This is a genomic window from Collinsella aerofaciens, assembly GCF_964243765.1.
Classification (GTDB): domain Bacteria; phylum Actinomycetota; class Coriobacteriia; order Coriobacteriales; family Coriobacteriaceae; genus Collinsella; species Collinsella aerofaciens_BU.
Genome location: NZ_CAXTGI010000002.1, coordinates 263,611 through 281,372, shown reverse-complemented (window position 1 = coordinate 281,372; position 17,762 = coordinate 263,611). Strand labels below are relative to the sequence as shown.

Below are 17,762 nucleotides of genomic sequence, written 5' to 3'. Positions count from 1 at the left end.
GCTTGCCCGTATCGTAGGCAATGCGCCGAATGCTCGCCATCGAAATTTATCGGTGGCCCACTTCAGACTGTAATGGGGAGGCGGCTGAGGCCGAGCGGCCCTTCTGCAGGGACTCTGGGTCGGCGAGCCGACGCTGTCAATCTACCACGCCGGCGAGCGCATCGCCACGCACCGGTTGCTGCCGCCCAATGTCTGGAATGTTACCGTCAATGGGAAATCGGCCAATTGGTTGTATTTAGATTAGCCCTAACGCAACTGCTACTCCGACGTTGGCGAGGAGGGCGCATACGCTGTCTGCCTCGCCGAGCAGGAGGGTGTGCTTGCTGAGGGCGGGCTCGTCTGGCATTCACATAATCCAAGCTAACACCTTTCCGGTCAAATCCTGCTACAGCCCTGCTGAATCCAGACGCGAGGTTTTGTAAGGCCTCTATAAGGCGGAATCTGTAGAGGAGGGAGGCTGTGGTATCGTGCGTTTCGACGATGATATGCCTTGCGAAGGGTTTTACGAGCTCTACCGCGTACTCTTTTACCCCGGGCTTCACGAGAGGCCTACGGCCAGAATGCGGGATGTGCGACGGGGGCAGCGAGCCGTTCGCCAAGTGGGGCCCGACGACCGGAAGCCTCTCCTTGAGGCGGCGACACTGGCGGATGGGTTGGCCAAATGATCACGGATGGCGTTGTAATTAGTTTCAACGGCCAAATCGATTTCGGCACGGCTGTTGCTTTCCTATCTTTGGCGCTCACTCTCCTCCAGTGGATTGTCTCGCTGGTACGGGGCCGCCGGGCGGCCGCGCGGAGCCAGGCATCGGCCATCTGTGCCCGTGTGGTCAGGATGTCCGAGAGGGAGACGGCCACGGTTGGAGGGTGCAGGGCTGATATCGCGCCACAGTTCGGCCTAGAGGTGATGAACAATAGCAACGACCTCGTTTACCAAGTTATCCTCACTGCCGTGCTCGTCCAAGGCGCCGGGCCTGAAGACGGGAGGGCCGTCGAGGGGAGCGACGGCAGGGTTCTGCTCTCGTCCGTTGCTCCGGGCAAAACCGTGAGGTGCATCGGGCATCTCGATTGCTCGATGCATAAGGCCCTCGGCTGCGAGGTGGCTTTCACCGATCGCTACGGACGCAGTTGGGTGCGGAAGAGCGACGGTCATTTGGGCAGGATTCAATTTAAAACGCCCGTCGATTATTACGGTCTGATGCAGCCTGTAGAGTGGATGGACTTCGATGAGCCGTAATCGACATACTCTGGTTTTGTACGAAAAGTCCCAGAGTCGATTAATTACAATTCTTCTTTGATGATGCATGCGGCGCTACCATTAGCAGCGCCGCATGTTTGTATTCCGTACGCAGATAGGCCCCGTCATGTTGACCACCGAACGCATCTTGGCGACGTGCTCGTGTCGGACCGCTGTTCGTGACCGAGCCCGACCATGATAGCGAGGCCGTGGACGAGTTCATCGACCCGAAGTCGGGGGCGAGGATGGACGCGAAGACAGGAGAGATTCTCTGATGGATAGTGTGTTCAATGACCATGTGTTCCCGAAATACAAGGACCAACAGGTTATGAAGCCCCAGATGGATGGCTTCAATGACCCCACTTTGAGAAATTTCACGCTGTTGGACTCATCTGCCCTGATGAAAGACGAGCTTAAAGCCGACAGGTTCGACGATGAATTCATTAGATCCTTCCTCAATGCCGCCAAGGAGCTTGCGGCCGCCGGGAGGAGAGCGACCGACAGGCCGAGTATGTATGTGTTTCTGGAGCATTCCTACGCGATTCCGGTGATGTTCCTCACAAGGCACTGCATTGAGCTTTCAATCAAGAGGGCGATAAAAAGATGTGGGGCTAAGCCTAAGAAAGACCACAGCCTTACAAACCTGTGGAACTCCTTGCTCTCGAGGTTTCCGGGGCAAAAGTGCCGTGAAGACAATACAACCATCAAGAACATGGGTGCTTTTGTAAAAGCCATTGCCGAAATCGATGACAACGGCATCAGTCTCCGCTATCCGCAGGACAAATCAGGCAGACTGACGCAGGACAGGCCGCTATTCGTGAATGACGAGGAAGTTGTCTCGTATTTGGAGAAGTTCGTAGAGCAGCTTCAGCTGATTGACTTCGATTATCTTGTCGAGAATGGTAAATAAGTGGTTGGAAGCTGGTCTTTATCGTTTGTAAAACCAGTGGTTGGAATCATGGTTGTATTAGCCGGTTAATCAGAACAGCTGTTGATTATTTTTTAACAGCTTAATTAAGATACCTGTAATTTATGCATAAAAGGTAGTGAATTGCTACCTTTACCATATGGATCTGTGAGTAAGTGCTTCGAGATGATGATGCCGATCTCGCTTCAATTTATGGGTGTATCGAAAAATAAGGGCGGAGTCGCTCTCGCGTTCCCGCCCCGCAAACCCGAATGATTCTGACTTTCCCGTTATCCGGAACGGCCGGGAAAGTTCGCGTCTCAGTCCGGAAAACCCAATGCTTAAAGCGACGATGCCAAGGGGCTACTCGGTCAGCTTCTTGCATCCGTACCAGGTCAAGGGGAGGGGCAGCCTGTAGAACGAGGTCGGCTCCATAGGGATCTCCTCGAGACTTCCGTTGCCTCGCCGAACCCACGAAGTTCCGTTTGCGTCGGTGAAAGCCGTTTCGGGTGCCGTGCGTACTCCCATTCCGTGCCCTTCCGTCGGGAGCCATGTGTACCATGCTCCAGGAGGAAGCGTGCCGACGCAGACGCGGTCGGGAAAAGCGGGACGGTTGTCCTCTCCTTTGAAAGAGGGGCCGGCTCCGCTAATCCCGACACAGGTGACGATTACGTCGTAGACGGGGGACTCGCTTTCGTTTCGAAGCACGACTAACTGCCAGACGAATCGATTGTCCTTGGGCTGATCGGTTCGGTTTCGACCCCCTTCGTACCATGCCGATATGCGGGATGGCTGATACCGCTTGATGTCGTCCTCCCTGTTCCTTTTGTTCTGGCTGCTTTGCCGCAATGCGGCAATCAAGGCCCCCAAGGTAAAGAATCCGATGAATGCTTGGACAATCAGATTGGCGATGTCTATTTTGTTGTCAAAAGTCACTGGATGGTCACCGGCTTAGCGTCGTGGGGCGATACTTCTAACTCCGAATAATAAGGGATGATCGATGGTCGACGTTACGTAAACGTCAAAATGGGTTTGTCTTAACAGCCTTATTTTCTTAAGACAAACTTGCCGCAACGCCAATTTCAAAGAGTTTGCCGTGACGCAGACAGATGCAGTTGGTTGCTGAAAAGCGTGGTTATTTGGGCAGGATTCGCTTCAAAACGCCCGTCGATTATTACGATCTAATGCAGCCTGTAGGGTGGATGTACTTCGATAAGCAGTAGTCGACATGCTCTGGTTTTGAACGAAAAGTCCCAGAGACAATCGATAACGAGTCTTCTTTGATGATGCGAGCGGCGCTACCATTAGCAGCGCCGCTTGTTTTCCGCTCGCAGATAGATCCCGCCATGTTGACCACCGAATGCATCTTGACCGACGTGCTCGTACTCCTATTCGGGCACAGAAATTGGAGGCGCGGCCCCCAGCGTCTACTCAGCGAAATTCGTTAAGAAAGCTGACATCGAACACTGTGAACTCCGTCATCGAATCGAATCTCATTGACTGGGATGCGTTCATTAATGATGACTTTGATGCCTATTTCAAAGCTCGCGTCATGGCTTTGCTGGACGCTATTGAGTTTGCACTGGGCAAGTCCATCTCCGATAGGGGCACCGAGGAAACAGTAAAGAGATTTGGCCGCTCATTGGAATAAGATGCTTCTTAGCTCCGTTATTGGTTATAGAAAGAAGGCTTAATGTCTGATTTTGAAATTTTGCAGCAGTTGTGCGAAACAGCAGACGAACTTTCAAAGAAATACATCAGCTCTAGTTCGCCTGACTTTAAAGCATGGAAGACAAGGGCGGACAGGCTTTTAATTAGGCGGTTTGGAAAAGACAGCTACGAATTTAAAAGCTTTAACAAAATCAGCTACTCGTTGTCTTTCTTCACCTCCGGTACGCCCGACTCGGCTTTCGTTGAAGCCTGTGCGGACGGCCTGCGCAGTGCAAAAGCTGTGCTGGAGACATACCTTGATGAGTTTTCAGACGAAGGGGAAACCGGATCGACTGCAAATGTCGGAGATTATTCGAAGGTATTTATCGTTCATGGTCACAACGGAGAGCTTAGAGAAAGGGTCGCGAGAATCATCGAAAGGCAGGGCCTGACGGCGGTTGTCCTAAACGAGCAGTCAAATCAGGGCAAGACAATCATCGAAAAGCTGGAAATTGAAGGCGATGCAGCAGGAGCGGTATGCCTTTTTACGGCGGACGACGAAGGAAGAGCCCAGGCAGAACAGTCGGAAAAGCCCAGGGCTAGACAAAATGTTGTATTTGAAGCCGGATACTTTATTGGTCGGCTTGGCAGGGAAAACGTTGCAATTCTTGTTGACAAAGGTATCGAGATTCCCTCCGATCTACAGGGCGTCGTTTATACCGGAACAGACAGTTGGGAGTTCGGCCTCTTGAAAGAACTCAAGTCCATGGGATATTCCATCGACTTTAATAAGATGGATATCTAATCCGTTGATCCCTCCTTTCACCGACTGGCAAAACGATTTACACCTAATTGTGGACATTGCCCACACGATTTCTCTTTGCTCCCGCATTGATCTCGCTAAACTATTAATTGCTGCTACCAGGGCATTTTCTGGTGCACATTCTATTGGCTCCTGCGAAGATCGGAGCAGGTATGTTTGCTGCCAAGTCCCACACCAGCCGTCATTACATTCCGATTGTTGCCATGGCCTGCCTATGCGTTTTGCTGGGCGGGCCTTCTTATGCCGCGGGCGCGGAGAGCCTCATCATCGCGGGCGCGACGTACTACGAGCCGGGCGTGTCGGGCCCCGGCTGGGTCTGGACCGATGCCGACCACCTGGAGCTTAACGGCTACGCGGGCGAGGCCATCGGCGCCGAGGGCGACCTGGTGCTGACGCTTGCCGGGCAGAACTCCGTGACGGAGTCGCATGCGCCCGATGCGGACATCACGCTGTGCGGCATGGAGGTGTGGGGCAACCTGACGCTTCGCGGCACCGGGACCCTGACGGCCACGGGCTCGCAGTGCGGGATCCACGCCTCGCAGGCGCTCGTGGTGGACGGCTGCACCGTCGATGCCCGGGCGGACGGGGCCGATATTACGGACGAGGCGGTAGCCGGCGTGATCGCAGGCGACATGGCCGTGCGCGGCGGCGGGCGCGTCGTTGCCGCGGGCGCCGGGTCCGGAGCGGGCGTGCGCGCTTACGGTGTGTATCTGCAGGACGCTGGCATTGGTGCTGGCGTGGCTGCCTGTCGGCTTTCCGTCGATGCCTCGTGGCTTGATGCGGCCGGTGCCGATGGCGGTGTCGCGTGCACGGGCGGCTCGCTTGTGTCCGCGCGGTTTGTGGCGCCTGCCGGTGGGGCTTTTAGTGCTGGTGGCGTGGTAGATGCCTCCGGTGCGGTGGCACCGCATGTGGTGGTTGAGCCCGATGTTGCCACGCCCCCGGCGGGGGAAACCAACGGGGGCGAGGTACCGGGCGATAGCGTGGAAAAGTCTCCCACCGATGCTAGCCCCGCTGCCGGAGAGCCCACCACAGGGCCCACGGCAAATCCGGCGCTGAAACCCGCGGCCACAACAACCAAGACATCAACGACAGGAACCAAGACCACGGTCGCCAAAGTCCCCAAACCCAAAGTTGCCACCGCGACAACTGTGGCACTCCCCAAGACCGGCGACAACTGCTGGATAGCCGCTTCTGTGACGCTTTTCCTGCTGGGGACAGTGCTTCTAGGTGCCGCATATCGCTGTTGGGGCGTGCGGCATACCTAGCTGCAATACAAGATCCCAGTTGAAGCTTTAAAGGCAACGCTTTCCGAAAGGGAGCGTTGCCTTTTTACTGCATGCAATGTATGACGTGCCGTACCACTAAAAGGCTTAGTTAATTGATTGTAATTACACAATCTACTAGTGTATGTGCGTTATACTAAGGTTGCACTCACACGATTGGAGGGTCCAAAATGGCAAGCTCAACATTAACCATTAGGGTTGACGATGACCTCAAACGCGAGGCAGCAGAAGTGGCTGATTACTATGGACTTGATTTGTCGTCCGTGACGCGCGCATTCTTCAAGCAAATGGTCAACACCCATCGCATCCCGTTGACTTTTGCCCCTGAGGAGCCCAATGCCGAAAGCCTTGAGGCCATTCGCGAGGGGGACGCGTTTCTTGCATCTGGCAAAAAAGGACGTTTTGACAATGGCGCCGATCTTATCGCTGCGGCGATGGCACAATGAGCACGTTAACCGCAGAGTTCTCTGCAGCCTTCTCCCGCGATTTAAAGAAAAAAGCAAAGCGCCGTAAATGGGATCTATCCGAGCTTCAAAAGCTAATTGACCTGGTGCTACAGAATACACCCGAGTCAATGGACATATTAAAACGACGTCATAATATGCACCGGCTAAGCGGCAACTGGGCAGGGCGAAACGAATGTCACGTAGCAAACTCTGGCGACTGGCTTGTCATATGGTCATCAAACGAAGAGGTAGCTTTCTTCGAACGCACCGGCAGCCATGATGAGCTGTTCCGATAGCTCCCTTAATATCGACACCACCAAAGCTATCCGGATTTCAAGCAAATGACATCCTATTTGTTCAACACTGTTGGAGATTTAGCTGCGCAATGATGATTGCCTCCCATCCTAGGCTGGAATATCGTCTCCAAACCAGGCCCTGGCAGCGGTTTGCTCTGCAAAAGGTTGCGCAATGTGCTCGCCGGTAGATCCTGCGTGTGGCCATACGCTACCAGACTCTTCCTTTTCATCGACAGGTTCCTTAAAGCGATGGCCCAACACTGTCGGTGAGCGGAATGCGGCAAACTGCGCCCCCGCGTTCTCTATCGAGGTGCGTCGATCCTAGGTACGAGGGGTTCGCCCAGATCGAGACGACCTATTAAGGCATCTCTGTCCCTGTCGTCTCGATGAACACCTTCGACCTGACTCATGCCTTACGCGATGTTCGGACAAACTCGGTTATAGCGATTTGCCTTCTCATTAAAAGGGACTGCAAGATGTTTACCGCCATGGCCTGCCTATGCGTTTTGCTGGGCGGGCCTTCTTATGCCGCGGGCGCGGAGAGCCTCATCATCGCGGGCGCGACGTACTACGAGCCGGGCGTGTCGGGCCCCGGCTGGGCGTGGACCGACGCCGACCACCTTGAGCTTAACGGCTACGCGGGCGAGGCCATCGGCTCCGACGGCGACCTGGTGCTGACGCTTGCCGGGCAAAACTCCGTGACGGAGTCGCATGCGCCCGATGCGGACATCACGCTGTGCGGCATGGAGGTGTGGGGCAACCTGACGCTTCGCGGCACCGGGACCCTGACGGCCACGGGCTCGCAGTGCGGGATCCACGCCTCGCAGGCGCTCGTGGTGGACGGCTGCACCGTCGATGCCCGGGCGGACGGGGCCGATATTACGGACGAGGCGGTAGCCGGCGTGATCGCAGGCGACATGGCCGTGCGCGGCGGCGGGCGCGTCGTTGCCGCGGGCGCCGGGTCCGGAGCGGGCGTGCGCGCTTACGGTGTGTATCTGCAGGACGCTGGCATTGGTGCTGGCGTGGCTGCCTGTCGGCTTTCCGTCGATGCCTCGTGGCTTGATGCGGCCGGTGCCGATGGCGGTGTCGCGTGCACGGGCGGCTCGCTTGTGTCCGCGCGGTTTGTGGCGCCTGCCGGTGGGGCTTTTAGTGCTGATGGTGTGGTGGATGCCGGCGGTGCGCTGGCGCCGCATGTGGTGGTTGAGCCCGAAGGCGCCACGCCGCCGGCAGGGGAGACTGGCGGGCGCGACGTGCCGGGCGGAGAGGCGGGTGAGCCTTCCTCCGATGCCGACCCCGCTGCCGGAGAGCCCACCACAGAGCCCACGGCAAATCCCTCGCTGAAACCCGCGGCCACGACAACCAAGACAACAACGACGTCCAAGACGACGGTAACCAAGACCACTATATCCACGTCCTCTAGGCCCAAGACTGCCACTGAGACCACCGCGACGCTCCCCAAGGCCGGCGACAACAACTGGATCGCCGCCTCTTTATCGTTATTCCTGCTGGGATTGGCGCTTTTTGGTGCCGCATATCGCTGCTGAGGTGCCATATTTTCAGAAGTATGCGGTGATCGATTTCTCATCTATTTGCTAATCACCGATTATCGCTAATCGATGACCTTACAACTGGCAGCATGCCGTCGCATCACCAAGAAGATCATCTCTCAGCATTTGCCGAGCACATGTCGGCTATAAGTTCAATTCGCGACATTGATAGCGCCCTATGACAAACAAGAAAGATTTCTTCTCTCCATTCATAATCATCTTCAAGGACGACATCGTCTGAATGCCTATTCTGGATGGAAATCCGAGGCAAACACGTGAGCACGGAAACTCAGATTGCAGCATCGATGGAATCTGGAGGCTACTGTTTCTACCTGAAAGGACACGAGGGGGCTCATTGCACAGACGACACCGTGGAAGGCGCGCCAACATCATACTTGCCCCATCGCGGAGTTATAAAGCGCGGTTCAGCCTTTGCGCAAAATTAAAGACTGGTAAAATGACCCTATAGCCGGTTCGAATTAGCGTTTGCGCATCGCAATCGGAAGTGCTTTGTTTGCACATTATATTCTGCTACGTGTCTATCAGGTACGACTCTACGGAGGAACCGGCTATTAACTTTAAGGATAATCTGATGCTCAACGAACTTCAGTCGAAAGGCGATCTGGCTGGGTTTCTTGGCCTGTCCTTGGAAAAGCTTGATCTCTTTGTATATCCAACTTCCATGTATGACCTATATAGAAATAGATTGGTCCCAAAAAGAAACGGTGGCTATCGAGAACTATTAATCCCAAGATCTGATTTAAAAAGGGCTCAAAGACTCATCGCCTCTGAGCTTGAAAAAGGCTATAAGCCATTGCCTTGTGTCCATGGTTTTGTCAAAGGACGGTCAATAAAAACAAATGCTGAAAATCACATTGGCTCGCAAGTAATTGTTGGCCTGGATATTAAGGACTTCTTTCCTTCTATCTCGTCAAGACGAGTGTGCGGGCTTCTTGTTTCCAAGAAGCTAGGTCTAACCCCTGAAGTTGCATTCTGTATTTCAAGGATTGTTGCGACACCGAAAGGACTCCCTCAAGGCGTTCCCTCATCTCCTATTATTTCGAACATGATTTGCCTCGGGATGGATAAACAGCTAATGCACCTATCGCGAGAATATCGATACCAATACTCTCGATATGCCGATGATCTTACGTTCTCATTTAATAGTTCTTACTTCTTTTATCGAAATTTTTATTCAGGTGGAAAGCTCAGGTTGCCCAATAAGCTACGAAACGCAATCACTAACTTCCATGGAATCGAATCGTTTGAGCTCAACGAGGATAAATCGTTTTACAGTTGCAGTTTTTCAAGACAACTGGTCACGGGCGTTGTCTGCAATCAAAAGACAAATATAAAACGCGAGCAATATCGGCGACTCCGCTCAACGCTCCATCGACTGAGCAATGGCGACATTGAAGGCGCGATGGGCTGCTATTACGGTAAAACCATTGCCAAGCTTACCGATGCAGAAAGAGGGTCGTTTGAAGCGTCTCTACGCGGAAGTCTTGATTTTTACAAATCTCTTATTAAGGATCCCTGGACATCGGGTCCACTTATGCGTTTAGGCAGCCTGTACAATAAAACGAAACCAGAAGACACACCTGTTTTCCCAGTTGCACTTCAGCAAGACTCGCTTCTATATCTAGAAGGAGAGGATGACAAGCAAAACTCATTTGAGGGTCTCGGGTTTTATTTGGCTGGCTACGGTCTTGTTACGGCCTGGCATGTGATATGCGATGCCGTTTCCCGTGATAAAAATAGCAGGGAAATTAAATTATTCAGCTCAGATAAGACGCCGCTTGCAATTTTTAGGTTTGGAAATGAGGTGGTTCAGGATAACAAACGCGATGCCGCAATATTACAAGATGTTCCTCCTGCGATCTTAAAGAACATTCCCCTTCTTCCATCAAATATGGATTTGCTTACCAAGGGCGACAGGATTTCTGCTTACCAACACCATTTTTCCGAATCTAGATTCAGCTTTGAGCTACACAGCGGAGATTTGCTCAGGATTGGGGAACCAAGTGAAGAGGGCACACTTTGTTATACGAATTGCTCATTTCGCCATGGAATGAGTGGTGGCCCGGTGTTTAATGGTTTGGGCCAGGTCGTTGGCATAGTACATACTGCAACTGAACATGGACAACTTGGATCATTTCTCCCTTTAAAGGATTGTATCCGCTCAACTGAAGTCTATGGAAGGTGGCTCCTCTTCTAACTAGGACATGAAATAAGTTCCTGCATTACGGCTTATAAAAATCAATCAGGCCTCGCTCAACAGTAGGGTAAGATTTCGGCCAATAGATGCTCATTCGAAGAATAGCAATTCGTGAATATCATACAGGGGGCCAAGTCTCAAGCCCTGATAGGGAGTGTGGCCGTTAAGCGCATTGATTCTTAATCCGATCAGCAGCGCCCCTATTTGATATTTTTTAGATTTAGCGTATGAATGCTAATCATATTTGGGATAATAAAGTTACAGCCTTAGTAAGGGTTGACTTGGGAAGGGTAAAAGCTGGGTTCCCGAATGGGAGTAGATCCTTTGGATTTAGAATTCCTTTGCTCCTGGGGTCATCCCTTACTAAGGCTGTTTTTATTTGTTCGTCGCCTTTGACCTTAGATCTTCGATGATTCCATCTGGATTCTGTTTAATCAGCTCATAGATATCATCGATTGTCTGTTGTGAATAGGCATACCGCGGCTGTTCTCCCTTCATCGAAGTATTAATTGAAAAGCGAGGATCGTCCTTCATCCCATACATCTTTATAAACAGGTTAAAAACCCAGCTGTTGAATTCTTGAGGACAGCCATTTCTTTTTAGCTGGATGCTATTTGCATTTAGCCTGCGCTGGATTTCTTCAACTACATAATTCGTTCGATAGGGATATTTATCTTCAGGCTTAACAAGCTGTTTGATGATAGAAACTGGCGTATTTCCATTTTTGTCAATACGAACAGTCAGGTCCGCATCTTTCTTTTTGGTTGAACGTAGTTCCGTTGTGTAGGTATGTGCATATCGGCGATTGCCCTCTTCGTCCGCCGAGGTCAACACGCCACTTCTGGCATCGATCATTCGACTTATGACTTCCGGAGAGTAGCGCGCTCGACATTCCTCAATCGTTGCATCTGAGCGTCTAACCGAAAGCACGAGATAGTTTTCCGGGATGCGGTCGCTTATCTCAATCCCCATGAGCTCGCGCGCTTTTTCATCGTAATTCTCAACACACGCTTGCAAGATCGGAGCATAGATTCCTTCATATTCTTGAACAACGAAATGGGTGCTAGTATTTCGCAAGTCTATTACTTTGCTCAAATTTCGCCGCAAGGGATCTTTTTCGTTAGTGAAAACCTTTTTAACACAGTCTTCTAGGGACAAGGTTCGATCGGCTTTGTCAGAATAGTATATGGCCCTGTTGCCGTTACGTTGTACGAGATGGGCTTTCAGGAGCAATTCCCATGCGTTGCAAAGAAAGAAAGCACATCCTTCAACTCTATATTTAAGTGTTGGCCTGTTATAAAGCTCGATTGACAATATAAAAGCTTCTTGCGATTTATCACAAAGACGTTGAACGGTTAACGAGTCGATATTATTCATCTTGTTCCAATCGGCAGCGCTTTCTATAAGAGTAGTGTACCGCAATTACGAACATAAGATCGTTTTCTGTTGAATTCAGGGGTAGCAGCTTATCTGCTCGTCCATTTTTCAGGACGCTAATAGCTACCTGCTAGCTTCTTTCAAGGCTCTATGAATCATATGAAGGCCAAGGACATGCTTGCGGTGGACTACGATTCCCCAATGAAGTCAGCAACGGAGTCGCAGGCGCTCGTGGTGGACATCACGCTGTGCGGCATGGAGGTGTGGGGCTGTCTGACGCTTCGCGGCTCCGGGACCCTAACGGCGATGGGCTCGCAGTGCGGGATCCACGCCTCGCAGGCGCTCGTGGTGGACGGCTGCACCGTCGATGCCCGGGCGGACGGGGCCGATATTACTGACGAGGCGGTTGCCGGCGTGATCGCCGGCGACATGGCCGTGCGCGGCGGCGGGCGCGTCGTTGCCGCGGGCGCCGGGTCCGGGGCGGGCGTGCGCGCTTACGGCGTGTATCTGCAGGACGCGGGTCTTGGCGATGGCGCGGCCGGCTGTCGGCTTTCCGTCGATGCCTCGTGGCTTGATGCGGCCGGTGCCGACGGCGACGTTGCGTGCCTGGGTGGGTCGCTTATGTCTGCGCGGTTTGTGGCGCCTGCTGGCGGGGCCTTTGATGCTGGCAGCGTGGTGGATACCTCCGGTGCGGTGGCACCGCACGTGGTGATTGAGCCCGAGAGCGCCACGCCCCCGGCGGGGGAGACCGGTGGAGAAGGCGTGCCAGGCGGCGGGACGGGTGAGACTGTTGGTGATCCTGCTGCGGGGCAGCCCGGTGCAGAACCCGCGACGGACCCCACAGTGAAACCCGCAGCTGCGATTCCCAAGACAAACATAACGGCCAAGACGACGGTGACCAAGACCACGGTGTCTACGCCGTCCAAGCCCAAGAGCATCGCCGCGAACACAACAGCGCTCCCTAAGACCGGCGACAGCAACTGGATCGCCGCTTCCGTGACGCTTTTCCTGCTTGGTACAGTATTTCCCGGTCGTGAACGGTTACCAGTCGTTTTTCCGCGACCCGAGCACCCGGGTATACCGCGATGGCGCCACTTTTGAAGACATCCTAGCGCTTTACGAGTTCGACGTAGAGCTCAGGGAGATAATGCTCGATGCACTGCTCAAGGTCGAGGCGAAGATCAGGTCGGCGCTTGCCTACAAGTTCTGCGCTGCATATGGCGAGTCCCAGAGTAAGTATCTAGACGCTCGCTGCTACGCGACATCGAAGGGCGCGAAGCGTGTTCTCCCAAAGCTGCTAAACATGCTTGAATATATCGCCAACAAGGATACCAGCCATGAATACCTCGCCTACTACCGCAGGGCAAATAAGAACGTGCCGCTATGGGTCGCCGTGAACGCCATGACCTTCGGACAGATTTCGAAAATGCTCACGGCACTTAGGGACAACGAGAAAACCAAGATCGCCAAGAGGTTCGGGGTCGGAAACCCAAAGGAACTCTCTTCGTTTATCCGTGTGCTCGCCCTCCACAGGAACGTCTGCGCGCATGGCGAGCGCCTCTTCTCCCACAGGTGCCACTTTGAGATTCCTGACACGGCCTTACACGCCAAGCTCGGCATCGAAAAGATTGGGCCGGATTACGTTTGTGGCAAGGTAGACGTCTTCTCGGCAGTGATCACGCTTCGATACCTCCTGCGCGACGACGAGTTCAAAGCATTCAAGGCTAAGCTCGTCAAGTGCGTTAACGGATATCTGCTATTGGACGAGAGCGTCGGTGAGGAGCGTCTCCTTGGGGCCATGGGCTTTCCGGCTGAATGGAAGAAGATAACCAGATACAAATTGTGAGCTTGACTCGCCTAAAACGAATCGCTGGCTTCGGCGGATTATTGGCGATTGAATCATGCGCCAAGCCCTTCGCGCGTCGGGCATTCTCTTCTTCGCGTAGTCGTAGTATTCGGATTTAGACGCGCACAAGACCCCGCGTCCTCCTGATGAAGCCGAATTCGCCCTTATGCTCTTTGGGGACCTCATACCTCGCGCATGGTCTTGACTCGAGAAGGATATGTGCTGCTTCGAAAAGGCGAAGCAAAGTTGGAATCGATTTGAGGAAACCACAACTAGGAGGTGTTGCCTATGGCTTCGGCTAATCATCTGGGGCATCCGATTGACGAAGTCTATCAGCCCGATGTACCGTAGACTTTGGAAGAGCTGCTTGGCTGCTTCCCTACCGGCTCGGCAGCAGACGATTACATGTGGAGAGGCCAGACGAATTATTGCTGGACGCCCTTTCCGACGCTGTACAGGCGGATCAGAAGATCTGGGTATAGCGATATGCAGATTGACGAAGGGTTGGTTCGGCATGCCGAGTCAAGGATTCTCGAGGAGGCGCGGGCCAACGGGCTGCTTCGCTGCGGCGGCTCCGTTTTGGAGTTCATGGCCTGCATGCAGCATTTCGGCGGTGCGACGCGTCTGCTTGATGTAACTTCGAGCCTCGACGTCGCGCTTTACTTCGCGTCATCCAGGCATGACAAAGTGGCTGGCGTTGTGTATTCCTATAGGGTTAATCCCGATATGCGCGTCTCGATTGGAGAACAGCCCAACGGTCAGGACCCCGACTGGTATGATCTGACCGATCGTTGCCGCGGCGGGCGCCCCCTGCTCGTGAAGCCGCGAAGCTATGAGCCGAGAATCGTCGTGCAGCATGGTGCGTTCATCATGACATCGCTCGACGGCTCGTTGGCGGACCCAAACCTATTTATATGTCAGACGGTCGACTCCGAAGCTCGTCCGATTTTGATTCTCCCAAAGCTGAAACCTTCCGTGAGAAGGTACCTGGCGGCAAAGCGAATCACTGAGGAGTCTCTATTCCCATCGGGCATCGAGGGGTTTTCGAAGGCTCGCTCGGCGAACGTGCCTATCCGTCTATGACCGGTGTTTGTGGCAAGCAAAAAGCTAACAAAGGGGATGAATCTGAATCTACCCCGATTCCATTGTCACCTTTTACGCCGCCTTCGAGCGGCTATCTTCCGCAGGCCAATTGGCCTTCTCGAACTCCGCCGGGCTGAGGTAGCCCAGCGCCGAGTGGATCCTGGCCCTGTTGTAGATGACCTAGATGCACTCGAACAGATTCAGCGCGGCCTCCTCGCGCGTGGCTTAGGTGCGCGCGTGCACGCACTTCGACTTAACGATGCCCATGAGCGACTCCATGGCCGCGTTGTCCCACGGAGAGGATATCGAGCCCATGGACGGGCGCACGCCATGCTCGCGCATGGTCTTGGACGGCAACAACGACACATACTGGGATCCGTGATCCGAATGATGCACGTAACCCCTCGGGTTGTTTCGCCTGCCCAGGGCCATCTTCAGCGCCTCGTCGGCCAGCTCGGCCGTGATGTCGGGCCCCATCGACCAGCCCACTATGCGGCGCGACCATATGTCCATCACGAGCGCCAGATACAGCCAGCCCTGGCGGGTTTTGACGTAGGCGATGTCCGCGAACCACGCCGCGTTTGGGCCGCCGGCCTCGAACCTGCGCTTGACCAGGTCGTCTGGGGACTCCCTCTTGGAGGCGCGTTGGTCGACCGAGGGACGCTTGACGCGCGCGCGTGACTCCGCGCCATCCGCGCTCGCGCATGATGCGGGCCACGCGCTTGCGCGAGGTGCGCATCATGCGCGAGCGCAGCCGCACGAGCGTCTTGGGCGCGCCGTAGATGCTCCGAACCTCGTCCCTGAGCTGGGATATCGCGATGGCAAGCTCCTCGTTGCGCAAGGCGTGCGCGCTCGGAGGGCGCGACTTCCAGGCGTAATAGCCCTGGCGCGCCGCCTTCAGCGCCGCGCACATCTCCGACACCGGCCAGCGCGTCTCGTTGAGGGATATGAACTCTGTTGGGTGGCGTCGAGCCAGATGTAGGGGTACCTGACGTCGGAAGGGTCACGTTCCTGCAGGTCGGCGACCGTGTCGTCGAGCGAGGAGCACATCCTCGACACCTGGCTGGCGCTCATGCGGTCTATGCCCATGGACTGCGCCACGCGCTTCACCTTGCTGGCGGACACGCCGTTGGTCACCATCTCGGAGACCGCGGCGGCGACCGCGCGGTCCACGCCCGGGTAACGCTCGATCAGGCCCTCGGGGAAGAAGCTCCCCGCGCGCAGCTTCGGAATCCTGAGGTTGATGTGCCAGACGAATCGATTGTCCTCGGGCTGATCGGTTCGGTTTCGACGCTCTTCTTACCATGCCGATATACGGGATGGCTGATGCCGCTTAATGTCGTCCTCCCTGTTCCTTTTGCTCTGGTTACTTTGCCAGAATGCGGCAATCAAGGCCCCCAAGGTAACGAGTCCGATGAATGCTTGGACAATCAAATTGGCGATGTCTATAACGATGTCAAAAGTCACTGGATGGTCACCGGCTTAGCGTCGTGGGGCGATAATTCTAACTCCGAATAATATGGGATGACCGATGGCTGTCGTTCCGCAAGACTTCAAAGACCTAAAGAGCCAAATAACATTACTCGTCGGTTCTGATGTGGAATCCTTGGAGAGATGCATGGCGGCTCAAACGAGACCCGCTATTGCTATGACATAGAGGATGTGAATGCCAAGATTGAAGATGCGGAATCCGAGATGCTAACCGTGAACAATGCTCATTTCCAGCCAACCCGACTCCTGCGACTCTAGTCGAGGCAATCGGCAGCCTATAAGGGAATCATGGCTCTCCTCTATAAGGGGAAGGGGCTCGATTTAATGCGTGGCATCTCTATCGATATCGTGAACAGCATGGAAACCGCTCCCGATATACATCACATCTTCCCGCAAAGCCACTGCGTAAAAACGGGATACGAAAGGCATAAGTGGAACTCGGTCATCAACAAGATGCCTCTGCTGCCTGAATCGGACAGAGAAATTGGAGGCTTGACTCCCAGCGTCTGCTCAGCGAAATTCGTTAAGAAAGTGAAATCGAACAGGGTGAACTCCGTCATCGAATCGAATCTCATTGACTGGGATGCGTTCATTAATGATGACTTTGATGCCTATTTCAAAGATCGCGCCATGGCTTTGCTGGACGCTATTGAGTTCGCACTGGGCAAGTCCATCTCCGATAGGGGCACCGAGGAAACAGTAAAGAGATTTGGCCGCCCATTGGAATAAGATGCTTCTTAGCTCCGTTATTGGTTATAGAAAGAAGGCTTAATGTCTGATTTTGAAATTTTGCAGCAGTTGTGCGAAACAGCAGACGAACTTTCAAAGAAATACATCAGCTCTAGTTCGCCTGACTTTAAAGCATGGAAGACAAGGGCGGACAGGCTTTTAATTAGGCGGTTTGGAAAAGACAGCTACGAATTTAAAAGCTTTAACAAAATCAGCTACTCGTTGTCTTTCTTCACCTCCGGTACGCCCGACTCGGCTTTCGTTGAAGCCTGTGCGGACGGCCTGCGCAGTGCAAAAGCTGTGCTGGAGACATACCTTGATGAGTTTTCAGACGAAGGGGAAACCGGATCGACTGCAAATGTCGGAGATTATTCGAAGGTATTTATCGTTCATGGTCACAACGGAGAGCTTAGAGAAAGGGTCGCGAGAATCATCGAAAGGCAGGGCCTGACGGCGGTAGTCCTGAACGAGCAGTCAAATCAGGGCAAGACAATCATCGAAAAGCTGGAAATTGAAGGCGATGCAGCAGGAGCGGTATGCCTTTTTACGGCGGACGACGAAGGAAGGGCCAAGGCAGAACAGTCGGAAAAGCCCAGGGCTAGACAAAATGTTGTATTTGAAGCCGGATACTTTATTGGTCGGCTTGGCAGGGAAAACGTTGCAATTCTTGTTGACAAAGGTATCGAGATTCCCTCCGATCTACAGGGCGTCGTTTATACCGGAACAGACAGTTGGGAGTTCGGCCTTTTGAAAGAACTCAAGTCAATGGGATATTCCATCGATTTTAATAAAATGGATTTCTAACGGATGCGGCAGCAGACGACAAGATGTG

The 17,762-nt window shown here is 53.7% G+C and carries 16 protein-coding genes and 2 pseudogenes; 14 read left to right on the top strand and 4 right to left on the bottom strand.

Translation table 11 applies throughout. From position 1 onward, the window contains the following. Positions 1–661 precede the first annotated feature (661 nt). The 9 genes from ACESSC_RS02805 (at position 662) to ACESSC_RS02765 (ending at position 10,404) form a co-directional block, all read left to right on the top strand. Complete coding sequence (locus ACESSC_RS02805; RefSeq protein ID WP_373161102.1) at positions 662–1,234, top strand: hypothetical protein; 573 nt, start codon at positions 662–664, stop codon at positions 1,232–1,234. 274 nt (positions 1,235–1,508) lie between these two features. Then, positions 1,509–2,144: a HEPN domain-containing protein gene (locus ACESSC_RS02800; RefSeq protein WP_373161101.1), complete on the top strand. Its 636-nt coding sequence runs from the start codon at positions 1,509–1,511 to the stop codon at positions 2,142–2,144. 1,465 nt (positions 2,145–3,609) lie between these two features. Further along, positions 3,610–3,792: a hypothetical protein gene (locus ACESSC_RS02795; RefSeq protein ID WP_117636983.1), complete on the top strand. Its 183-nt coding sequence runs from the start codon at positions 3,610–3,612 to the stop codon at positions 3,790–3,792. Positions 3,793–3,834: 42 nt separating this feature from the next. Continuing rightward, positions 3,835–4,596 (top strand): TIR domain-containing protein, encoded by a 762-nt coding sequence (locus ACESSC_RS02790; protein WP_117636984.1) that lies wholly within the window; start codon positions 3,835–3,837, stop codon positions 4,594–4,596. A gap of 170 nt (positions 4,597–4,766) precedes the next feature. Then, the gene (locus ACESSC_RS02785) at positions 4,767–5,879 is read left to right on the top strand and encodes a hypothetical protein (RefSeq protein ID WP_373161100.1); all 1,113 of its coding nucleotides are present in this window, start codon (positions 4,767–4,769) and stop codon (positions 5,877–5,879) included. Between the two features lie 188 nt (positions 5,880–6,067). Further along, entirely contained in the window at positions 6,068–6,343 is a 276-nt protein-coding gene (locus tag ACESSC_RS02780; RefSeq protein ID WP_055310766.1) for a type II toxin-antitoxin system RelB/DinJ family antitoxin, read from the top strand. Continuing rightward, positions 6,340–6,639, top strand: a complete 300-nt coding sequence (locus ACESSC_RS02775) for a type II toxin-antitoxin system RelE/ParE family toxin (RefSeq protein WP_117641041.1) — start codon at positions 6,340–6,342, stop codon at positions 6,637–6,639. Before ACESSC_RS02780 ends, ACESSC_RS02775 begins: the two co-directional genes overlap by 4 nt. 476 nt (positions 6,640–7,115) lie before the next feature. Further along, complete coding sequence (locus ACESSC_RS02770) at positions 7,116–8,183, top strand: hypothetical protein (protein ID WP_373161099.1); 1,068 nt, start codon at positions 7,116–7,118, stop codon at positions 8,181–8,183. Positions 8,184–8,778: 595 nt separating this feature from the next. Then, a complete protein-coding gene (locus ACESSC_RS02765; RefSeq protein WP_373161098.1) occupies positions 8,779–10,404 on the top strand; it encodes a reverse transcriptase domain-containing protein in 1,626 nt (541 codons plus the stop codon). A 375-nt stretch (positions 10,405–10,779) separates the two neighbouring features. Here ACESSC_RS02765 and ACESSC_RS02760 read toward each other — a convergent pair whose 3' ends face one another. After that, positions 10,780–11,781 (bottom strand): DUF3644 domain-containing protein, encoded by a 1,002-nt coding sequence (locus ACESSC_RS02760; RefSeq protein WP_373161097.1) that lies wholly within the window; start codon positions 11,779–11,781, stop codon positions 10,780–10,782. Between the two features lie 150 nt (positions 11,782–11,931). On the opposite strand from ACESSC_RS02760, the gene ACESSC_RS02755 reads away from it, so the two are divergent. From ACESSC_RS02755 to ACESSC_RS02745, 3 genes are all read left to right on the top strand, one after another. After that, entirely contained in the window at positions 11,932–12,882 is a 951-nt protein-coding gene (locus ACESSC_RS02755; protein WP_373161096.1) for a hypothetical protein, read from the top strand. After that, a complete protein-coding gene (locus ACESSC_RS02750) occupies positions 12,815–13,627 on the top strand; it encodes an Abi family protein (protein ID WP_373161095.1) in 813 nt (270 codons plus the stop codon). Before ACESSC_RS02755 ends, ACESSC_RS02750 begins: the two co-directional genes overlap by 68 nt. A gap of 405 nt (positions 13,628–14,032) precedes the next feature. Next, the gene (locus ACESSC_RS02745; protein ID WP_373161108.1) at positions 14,033–14,710 is read left to right on the top strand and encodes an FRG domain-containing protein; all 678 of its coding nucleotides are present in this window, start codon (positions 14,033–14,035) and stop codon (positions 14,708–14,710) included. Positions 14,711–14,935: 225 nt separating this feature from the next. On the opposite strand, the pseudogene ACESSC_RS02740 reads toward ACESSC_RS02745, so the two are convergent. The 3 genes and pseudogenes from ACESSC_RS02740 to ACESSC_RS02730 all read right to left on the bottom strand — a co-directional run. Continuing rightward, positions 14,936–15,385, bottom strand: a pseudogene (locus ACESSC_RS02740) (DDE-type integrase/transposase/recombinase); the annotation flags it as partial. A 4-nt stretch (positions 15,386–15,389) separates the two neighbouring features. After that, positions 15,390–15,623: pseudogene (locus tag ACESSC_RS02735) on the bottom strand (IS3 family transposase); the annotation flags it as partial. After that, entirely contained in the window at positions 15,608–15,901 is a 294-nt protein-coding gene (locus ACESSC_RS02730; protein WP_373161107.1) for a transposase, read from the bottom strand. The gene ACESSC_RS02730 and the pseudogene ACESSC_RS02735, both read right to left, overlap by 16 nt. Before the next feature lie 588 nt (positions 15,902–16,489). On the opposite strand from ACESSC_RS02730, the gene ACESSC_RS02725 reads away from it, so the two are divergent. Both ACESSC_RS02725 and ACESSC_RS02720 read left to right on the top strand, forming a co-directional pair. Further along, on the top strand, positions 16,490–16,930 hold the full coding sequence (locus ACESSC_RS02725; protein WP_373161094.1) for a hypothetical protein: 441 nt from the start codon (positions 16,490–16,492) through the stop codon (positions 16,928–16,930). Positions 16,931–16,972: 42 nt separating this feature from the next. Next, positions 16,973–17,734 (top strand): TIR domain-containing protein, encoded by a 762-nt coding sequence (locus ACESSC_RS02720; RefSeq protein WP_373161093.1) that lies wholly within the window; start codon positions 16,973–16,975, stop codon positions 17,732–17,734. Positions 17,735–17,762 lie beyond the last annotated feature (28 nt).

Excerpts from the sequence above, each read along its gene's own strand:
- ACESSC_RS02765 (WP_373161098.1), top strand. The coding sequence starts at position 8,779 with ATGCTCAACGAACTTCAGTCGAAAGGCGATCTGGCTGGGTTTCTTGGC.
- ACESSC_RS02745 (WP_373161108.1), top strand. The coding sequence starts at position 14,033 with ATGTGGAGAGGCCAGACGAATTATTGCTGGACGCCCTTTCCGACGCTG.
- ACESSC_RS02800 (WP_373161101.1), top strand. The coding sequence starts at position 1,509 with ATGGATAGTGTGTTCAATGACCATGTGTTCCCGAAATACAAGGACCAA.
- ACESSC_RS02780 (WP_055310766.1), top strand. The coding sequence starts at position 6,068 with ATGGCAAGCTCAACATTAACCATTAGGGTTGACGATGACCTCAAACGC.
- ACESSC_RS02785 (WP_373161100.1), top strand. The coding sequence starts at position 4,767 with ATGTTTGCTGCCAAGTCCCACACCAGCCGTCATTACATTCCGATTGTT.
- ACESSC_RS02760 (WP_373161097.1), bottom strand. The coding sequence starts at position 11,781 with ATGAATAATATCGACTCGTTAACCGTTCAACGTCTTTGTGATAAATCG.
- ACESSC_RS02725 (WP_373161094.1), top strand. The coding sequence starts at position 16,490 with ATGGCTCTCCTCTATAAGGGGAAGGGGCTCGATTTAATGCGTGGCATC.
- ACESSC_RS02790 (WP_117636984.1), top strand. The coding sequence starts at position 3,835 with ATGTCTGATTTTGAAATTTTGCAGCAGTTGTGCGAAACAGCAGACGAA.
- ACESSC_RS02775 (WP_117641041.1), top strand. The coding sequence starts at position 6,340 with ATGAGCACGTTAACCGCAGAGTTCTCTGCAGCCTTCTCCCGCGATTTA.
- ACESSC_RS02720 (WP_373161093.1), top strand. The coding sequence starts at position 16,973 with ATGTCTGATTTTGAAATTTTGCAGCAGTTGTGCGAAACAGCAGACGAA.
- ACESSC_RS02770 (WP_373161099.1), top strand. The coding sequence starts at position 7,116 with ATGTTTACCGCCATGGCCTGCCTATGCGTTTTGCTGGGCGGGCCTTCT.
- ACESSC_RS02805 (WP_373161102.1), top strand. The coding sequence starts at position 662 with ATGATCACGGATGGCGTTGTAATTAGTTTCAACGGCCAAATCGATTTC.
- ACESSC_RS02755 (WP_373161096.1), top strand. The coding sequence starts at position 11,932 with ATGAATCATATGAAGGCCAAGGACATGCTTGCGGTGGACTACGATTCC.